At 38.6% G+C, this 7651-nt stretch carries 8 protein-coding genes; 2 read left to right on the forward strand and 6 right to left on the reverse strand.

The annotated features are described in order from the left end of the window. Window positions 1–144: 144 nt before the first annotated feature. Both BT797_RS11565 and BT797_RS11570 read right to left on the reverse strand, forming a co-directional pair. Complete coding sequence (locus tag BT797_RS11565; protein WP_075472153.1) at window positions 145–771, reverse strand: hypothetical protein; 627 nt, start codon at window positions 769–771, stop codon at window positions 145–147. 439 nt (window positions 772–1210) lie between these two features. Next, window positions 1211–2092: a LysR substrate-binding domain-containing protein gene (locus tag BT797_RS11570; protein ID WP_045111933.1), complete on the reverse strand. Its 882-nt coding sequence runs from the start codon at window positions 2090–2092 to the stop codon at window positions 1211–1213. A gap of 139 nt (window positions 2093–2231) precedes the next feature. Here BT797_RS11570 and BT797_RS11575 point away from each other — a divergent pair, with 139 nt between their 5' ends. Next, on the forward strand, window positions 2232–3185 hold the full coding sequence (locus BT797_RS11575) for an aspartyl/asparaginyl beta-hydroxylase domain-containing protein (protein WP_045111934.1): 954 nt from the start codon (window positions 2232–2234) through the stop codon (window positions 3183–3185). A 16-nt stretch (window positions 3186–3201) separates the two neighbouring features. Beyond that, window positions 3202–4086, forward strand: coding sequence for a DMT family transporter (locus tag BT797_RS11580; protein WP_045111935.1), 885 nt, complete (start codon window positions 3202–3204; stop codon window positions 4084–4086). A gap of 644 nt (window positions 4087–4730) precedes the next feature. On the opposite strand, the gene BT797_RS11585 is transcribed toward BT797_RS11580, so the two are convergent. The 4 genes from BT797_RS11585 to BT797_RS11600 form a co-directional block, all read right to left on the reverse strand. After that, entirely contained in the window at window positions 4731–5255 is a 525-nt protein-coding gene (locus tag BT797_RS11585) for a DUF3299 domain-containing protein (protein ID WP_075472154.1), read from the reverse strand. Window positions 5256–5258: 3 nt separating this feature from the next. Next, window positions 5259–6518 (reverse strand): ABC transporter permease, encoded by a 1260-nt coding sequence (locus tag BT797_RS11590; protein ID WP_045111936.1) that lies wholly within the window; start codon window positions 6516–6518, stop codon window positions 5259–5261. Next, window positions 6515–7276, reverse strand: a complete 762-nt coding sequence (locus BT797_RS11595) for an ABC transporter ATP-binding protein (RefSeq protein ID WP_075472162.1) — start codon at window positions 7274–7276, stop codon at window positions 6515–6517. The genes BT797_RS11590 and BT797_RS11595 overlap by 4 nt, the downstream gene beginning before the upstream one ends. A 108-nt stretch (window positions 7277–7384) precedes the next feature. After that, window positions 7385–7651, reverse strand: a 267-nt coding sequence (locus BT797_RS11600) for a ZrgA family zinc uptake protein (protein WP_139292001.1), incomplete at its 5' end; no start/stop codon positions are given.

The raw sequence follows: 7651 nt of genomic DNA on the forward strand, positions 1-7651 counted from the left end.
TTAGATATAGGTAGTCACTAATAAAGAGGTATTTATCACAATTATATAACATACATATAGCTGTCATCGAAGAAGCTTATATTGGAGGGAGAAATGGGATTCGAACAAAGGGAAATTAGCGTAAGTTTTTGATTGTTATTTTAATTAAAATCTAACTTTAATATTAGCACCAGCATAAGTACTATCAAACTTATCATTAAACCCTGCAGTATAGAAAGCACCAACACCAACATTTTTGGTCACATAATATGATAGTTTTGTGGTAACGAGTGTTGTTATTAATGAATACGAAGATGAATCAGATATAATAACTTGTGTTACGCCTTCAACGTTATCGGTAAAACCATATCTGAGCCCAAGATGAGCACCTATGTCATAATTATCATAACTATAATCAGTATCGGTATCGGTACCTTCTAACGCTAACCAATCAAATGCAACTTCACCACCAAGTACAACGTCGACTTTTTCTGCCAGTGAGATTCGATACAATAACCCCATATTTAAAGTTAGAATTTTTGCTAAATCATTTATTTCTTCACCTGAAAATGAATACTTCATTATCACTTTTTCATTAAGCATTAATTCACTACCGATAGAAATGACTTTCATATTATCCTCATTGCCATCAGCTTTATAAGTTTTATAGCCAACTTCGACTTCTGCGAAGTTATAATTAACAGGTGTATTATAAGCTCTATAATCAAGGTTGAGTTCTGCATTTGTAACATTTGAAACCAATAATACACTTAGGAATAATATCTTTTTCATAGCGTCCTGCTTGATGTTATATATTTATAAGTTAGATACGTTAGCGAATAAAATTGAAGAAACCAAACTACCACCAAAGGGCATGGTACACAATAAATCACATTAAAATCAAAATTTATATATTTAATAAATAACTACTAAACCAAAATCCATGCAAATACAGCCACCAGATAAACGAGCAACTCTCAAAGTATAGGTGTTAATTGGATCTGCTAAGATTTCATTTCGCACAGATTCTACACGTGAAAGTACCGGAGATGGACAGGAGTAAATTATCTAAGGGTAATAGTTAAATTTATGGGGGGAATTTGTAGAGGTATAACGTAAGGAAATATAGGTTGATGATCATTACACTTAACATTCGGCTAAGCGTGAATTAGCCTATGAACTTGCGGAATTTTAGTCATATTGGCCGACGTAAACAATAAATAGCCATCAATTAAACAACTTTCAAATGGTGCTGACGACTGCGGGACCAACGGAAATACTCCCTCACAACACAGACAAACATCTGAGCAGGGGAATTATCAGCATGATCATTATACGCCATCGAAATTTCTAAATTACCTAAAGGCGGAAATCCATCTGTTTCAGTTAAGACTTTGAAATCCTGATTAGATGTACTCGCCAGTATTGCTGAAACATAATACCCCGATGATACAGCAGCAAGAATACCAGCATGGCTGGAACTATGGAAACCCACCGTATAATCTTTCCCTACTTGTACTAACCCATTTAAGGCTATTTCACGATCAGCGCAACCTTCAGAGAATAAAGCGAGCGGCACAGGTGTTTTTTTATAGACATCAGACGTACGCGAGCACATCCACAGCAAGGGCTCTATGTATAACGTTTCACTATTGATATGACTTGGACAACATTGTGTCAGCACTATATCTAACTGTCCTTTTTCATACATAGACCAAATAGATTCGCTGTAACCACAATGTACTTCAATTTGTAACCCAGGGTAGCGTTCTGAATACGACATCAATATATCTTTCAAAAAACAGGTGGCGTAAGTATCTGACGTGCCTACACGTAACCAACCTTTAGGTTGATCTTCGCATAAAGCCGAAGCAGCCTCGTCATTGATAGACAGCATTTTTACTGCATAGGGCAGTAATTGCTCCCCTTGAGCAGTCAACTTAACACCGTTGCGATTCCGTATAAACAAAACGGCACTTACCTGTTTTTCTAACTTCTGAATCTGCTGGCTGATTGCAGATTGAACTCGACACAAACGCTCAGAAGATTTTGAAAAGCTCTTAAGCTCTGCCACTGTCACAAAAGCTCTTAACTGAGATGTGTCTAAGTTCATAGTTTCACCCTTTGTATCAATATTTGTGATTTAACTCATCATCATTATTAATTTTTGTAATGTAAATTGCAATGCTAATTTAGCCGTTGAAAAAAACCACCTCAATTTAAAACCAACAAATACAAAAAGGTACAGATTTATGGCTTCGCACATCCTTGGTAAAATCGATTTATCACGTTTCCAATTTATCGAAAAAAAATTGGAAAATAATAATTCACCAGCAAGTAACACGGTAGTTGAAAACATCAGGGAAAACGACTGTCAATTAGGTGACGAAATCAATTTTCTTAATGCCATTCCAAAGCAAAGAGAAGAATACGATGAGTTCGGACAAGGATATTGGAAAAATCTATCCTTGTATAATGCATCAGGTGTAGCAGAAGATTCTCAGTATCGTGATGCACAAACTTGCCTCCCAACTGAATACATGGATAGCTGTCCAACCATTCAGCGATTAATTAATGAAGTCTTCAATTCTAAATACCTTCGCATGGTACGAGCACGAAATTTGATTGATGGCATGGTGATGCCACACCGTGATTTTGTAGAACTAGACAAAAATGTTCGCTACTACCGCGTATTTATCGCTATTGAAAAAAATTTAGAATCTTTCCACTCTGATGAAACTGGCGTTTTCCAAATGCAACTGGGAGAAGTATGGTTCCTTGATGCAGCAATAGATCATGCTGCCATTAACTTTTCGACCAACAGCCGGATGTTCTTATGCTTTGACTTCGTTTTAGAGCATGGTATCGATGAAAGAGTCATCTTCAACCAAAATGCAGATATCGACTTTGAAGCTCAACCAACTTATATTTCGCGTGAACCAGTAAATGAAATAACTAAAGAAAAAATTATCGCGAACGTGTCCGAGTTGATGAACAAACATACATTCCGAGACCTTGTTTTCACATTATCTAAATTCCATTTCACACACAAGCTACCAGTTCGTGAAGCATATGACTGGCTAATTGAAGCGGCTAAACGTACCGACGATGATCATCTTGTAACTAAAAGCCAACAAATGAAACGCTACCTAATCGAGCACCGTGAAATGAACGAGCGCTTTACGATTAATTCTTGGGCAGCCTAACATAGAGGATAGAGCGATGCTAAATCTAGAAAAACTCTCACCAATACTCTTTCTTCTCATGTGGAGTAGTGGCGCTATTTTCGTAAAAATGGGATTAGAAGATGCATCGGTCTGGTCATTCCTTACATTACGGGTCACTGGTGCATCCGTATTAATCACCATAATTGCCATCTTCTGGCGAGGATCACACTTTACTTCATTGGCAAAATTACAGCGCCCTGTTCTAATAAAACTATTATTGTCCGGTTTTCTATTACAGGTGTGTTATCAAGCTAGTTACTTTCTTGCCATTAATTATCAGCTTTCTCCAGGAATAGTGGCGATGGTACTGGGGTTGCAACCCTTATTAACACCATTTCTGAGTAAAGAACATGTCTCATTAAAAAGCTACCTTACGCTCATATTAGGTTTTGCAGGATTAATTATTGCTGTATATGGTGCAAGAGATGTTAGCCACATTACATTTTTAGGACTGCTATTTGCTATTGTTGCAGTATTGGCCATTACTACGGGCTCTGTGTATCAGAAACAGATTAACGTTCATCCTATTGCATCAGCATTAATTCAAAATGCTCTCGCTGCATGCATCTTTATGGCTGTTTCATCGTTGGTTGGCTGGGAAGTTCATTGGACAACACAGTTTATAATTTCTGCAGCATGGATGATTGGCGTAGTCTCGACAAGTGCAGTCTTGTTGCTTCTGTATATGCTGAGCAAAGATTCAGCCAGCAGTGTCAGTGTATTGTTCTATCTTGTACCTATTCTAACGATGGCGTTTGATTATATGGCCTTCGGCACCACCATCACAGTAACAACAGTGTTTGGTTCGAGTATGGTTATAGGTTCGATTTATTTATTCAGACAACCAGCTATGACCCCAAAACTAGTGAAAGTCAATTAACGGGTTCTGATCGACATAAGATAATCTTAACTGAATTGCAGTAAATTCCAATTGTTGCCATATAGCGCTTCAAATATGGCAACGATCCCCCCAATAGTGTTTTAGCAGCCTTAGATAATGTATTTATAGCCGAACTCACTTTGAGGGGACCATATTGGTTATCCTATCATCTAACTAAATTAGACAAGCAAACTCTAAACTAAGCTAGCACTTACCTTCACCTAAACACCACCGATACAGTGGGGAAATAGTAGAAACCTTCCACATTAATAGATCAATCAAATTACGCATACCAATTCCAATAGCGAGTCAAAGGACGGTGTTGGACTACGTGGGATTGCCTTACGCACAGATTCAGCACGTGAAAATACCGGATATGGATAAGAGTACATTTTTAGGGGTAATAACGAGAGTTTATTGGGAAATATTTTCAGGGATATAAATTAAGAGAAGATTACGTCAGTTGTTCATTGTACCAGAAACAACAAAGCCCCAACTTTCGTTGAGGCTCTATTACTTAAATATGGTGCCCGAGGGCGGACTTGAACCGCCACTCCGTTAGGAAGAGGATTTTGAATTCCTTGAGGTACCTTTGCAGTAGTGATTAATACTATTCAACCACTACATTTACGTTATCGGTTAGTTTATTGGTAAGGAGTAACACTCGAACCTATGATGTGGTATCCCGCTTCAACCATACCCACTTCACGTAGTTGTGTGCTCATTTTCCCTTCTAAATACACCACATCCCATAGGTCAAGATCGGGCGAGTCTTGAGGAAACGTCACATAAATAATTTGGTTTGACGGCGGTGGAGGCGTATGCACACAAGATCCATAATTAGGTACCAATAAAAACTCAGTGACCTTGTCAGCATCGCCTTCAAGGGGAATGATAAAACCCGGAATTCTAACTTGTTTACCGTTTAATTCAGGTCGTACAGCTCCCTGCTTTGACCGCATATTATAATTACTGTACTTTAATTTATCCACCATTAGTTCACTGGTAATCCTTTCTGATTCAGGCACAAGATCAATCCATTTTAATTGCAACATTTCTGCATAGGAGGTACTTGCACCAAATAAAGAGAAAAGTAAAAAACTCAACGCAAGAGTGAGTTTATAAGCTTTACAAATGACCAAACAGGTCTGATTTTTTGTGTTTTTCATTGTTTAAATCCTTATGGTCATACCATCGCTTAACGATTGGCGATAAGCTGAAATAGCAGGAATAATACCAATAACAAGACCGCTTAACTGGATGCAACCGACTAGCATAAGTTCATAGTGAGAAGGTGTAGTTAAGTTAATTGCCAATCCGTAATGTTGTTGAATGAGAGGACTCGCCATAGCAAGGAGCAAATATAATAGCCCCATGCCAAGTAAAATGCCTAAGCCACAGATAATGCCGCTTTCAAGCACTAACAAACTGAAAATATGCTGAGGCCTTGCACCCAACGCACGCAGTATAGCCATTTCCCGTCGACGTTCATTTAAGCTGGTTAATAAACTCGCCAACATACCTAAAAAGCCCGCAATCACCACAAAAATAGACACAATCAAAAGCGCTTGTTCGGCCACTGACATCAATGACCAGAGTTCGTGTAAAGCGATGCCTGGTACAATGGCGCTCAAGGGTTCAAGGCGATAATCATTGATCTGTCTTTGCAGTTTGAAAGTGTGGATTTTAGATTTAAGCCCAACTAAGAATGCAGTAATTTGCTTAGGTTCAAATTCCCTGCCTTTTAAGCTATCGGCACTGGGGGCATGACCTAAAAAGGCACCGGACTCCCACCCCACATGAATGGCTTCAATAGCTGCAAGTGAAACATGAATCGTTTTATCAACAGGAGTACCCGTTGGCGCAAGTACGCCGACGACTTTAAAGGGCAAGTTATCGTGCTTAGTAAAGCCTACATCTTTCATTCCGTGAGCGAGGATCATAGGGCTTTGCAGCTTATAGCCTAGTGTCTGTGCTACATCCGCACCAATAACGGCTTCAAATAGTTGATTAAAGGCTTTACCTTGAGAGAAGGTAAGTGGCTGCTTTTTGCCAAACTTATAATGTTTAAAATAATCTGGATTTGTACCTAAAACACGAAACCCTTGGTGGGAGTCCCCCAATGAAAACGGTACCGTCCACTTAACACTTTGATGATTTTGGAAATCTAGGTAAGTTTTCCAATCAATATTATTGGTGGCATTACCAATACGAAAAACAGAATAAAGTAACAAGTTAATTTGGCCTGATCGTGCTCCGACTATCAGATCAGTACCGGAGATGGTATTAGCAAAACTATTTTTAGCTTGTGTTCTAACTTGCTCAACACCCAGTAGCAGCAAAACCGAAATGGCAATGGTAAAGATACTCAGTAATACTGTCGCTTTACGGTTTAACAGGCTATTAAACGCCAGTCGAAGAAGATTTTTCATGCGCATTCTCCTTGCTGGTTAGTATATATTTCTCTCTGTGAGTTTTGATTCATTTGAGTTAAATCTATTGTTTGATCAAATAAGTTTTCTAACGTGGGGTCGTGACTGACAAAAATAAGCGTAGCTTCGTTGCATGCAACTTCTTGCATAAGTAACTTAATAAAAGCTTCTCGGTTATCATGATCCAATGCAGAGGTGGGTTCATCGGCAATCACTAAAGATGGGCTGCCCATTAACGCTCTTGCAGCTGCAACTCTTTGTTGCTGCCCGATACTTAAGTGACTGGCTTTTTGATTTTGTATGTCCGTTGGTAAATTTAAAGCGGTGAGTAAACGAATAGCTTCTCTGCGAATAGGATCTTTTGCGGATGAATACTTGGTAATGATTTTTTGTTTACGTTTGCTGGAAAATTCACAAGCAAGACAGACATTATCCACCACGCTTAAATAAGGTAATAAATTAAATTGTTGAAAAATGTAACCAATATTATCAGCTCTAAATTGATCTCTCTGGCGTGGTTTAAGCTGACAAATATCGGTGCCCAATAAGCTGATCCGACCTTTTTCTGGGGTATTTATCGCAGTCAATAAACTCAGCAAAGTCGACTTGCCAGAGCCACTTGGTCCCCTCACAAATAGATGTTGTTGTGAACGGATCGTAAACGCTGGAATATCTAAAATAATGTGGTCGGCTTTAGGCCAACGAAATTGTACATCTTTTAATTCAATGGCCACTGGCATTTCTTTTTTCTGGCTCATAGCAAATATCTCTGATGTTTCAATCAAGGGGCTTTGGAAGTCTGTCATATGTTATCCCATACTCAGCAAGCAAATTAGGACTCACTTGCTGAGTATTCATGCAATGAGTTAAAAATTAATGTCAGTATTGGTTGTTGTAAGCTCGAGCACTTTTTGGCTCTGCTCCATTAGCAAATTGACATGAATCTCTTGCGTATTCGGAAAATACTTAAACCAGCTGGTTTTTATTTTAGAGAGTGATGCAACATTCTCACAATGGTACTGATAGCTTATTTCAAACGCAGCATGTCCGTCTTCATCATGATGCTTATCTTCATCATGGTGCTTATCTTCATCATGGTGCTTATCTTCATCATGGTGCTTATCTTCATCATG

Source organism: Moritella viscosa, assembly GCF_900120065.1.
Classification (GTDB): domain Bacteria; phylum Pseudomonadota; class Gammaproteobacteria; order Enterobacterales; family Moritellaceae; genus Moritella; species Moritella viscosa.

Coding starts and splice junctions, on each gene's coding strand:
- BT797_RS11565 (WP_075472153.1), bottom strand. CDS start 771: ATGAAAAAGATATTATTCCTAAGTGTATTATTGGTTTCAAATGTTACA.
- BT797_RS11570 (WP_045111933.1), bottom strand. CDS start 2,092: ATGAACTTAGACACATCTCAGTTAAGAGCTTTTGTGACAGTGGCAGAG.
- BT797_RS11575 (WP_045111934.1), top strand. CDS start 2,232: ATGGCTTCGCACATCCTTGGTAAAATCGATTTATCACGTTTCCAATTT.
- BT797_RS11580 (WP_045111935.1), top strand. CDS start 3,202: ATGCTAAATCTAGAAAAACTCTCACCAATACTCTTTCTTCTCATGTGG.
- BT797_RS11585 (WP_075472154.1), bottom strand. CDS start 5,255: ATGAAAAACACAAAAAATCAGACCTGTTTGGTCATTTGTAAAGCTTAT.
- BT797_RS11590 (WP_045111936.1), bottom strand. CDS start 6,518: ATGAAAAATCTTCTTCGACTGGCGTTTAATAGCCTGTTAAACCGTAAA.
- BT797_RS11595 (WP_075472162.1), bottom strand. CDS start 7,276: ATGAGCCAGAAAAAAGAAATGCCAGTGGCCATTGAATTAAAAGATGTA.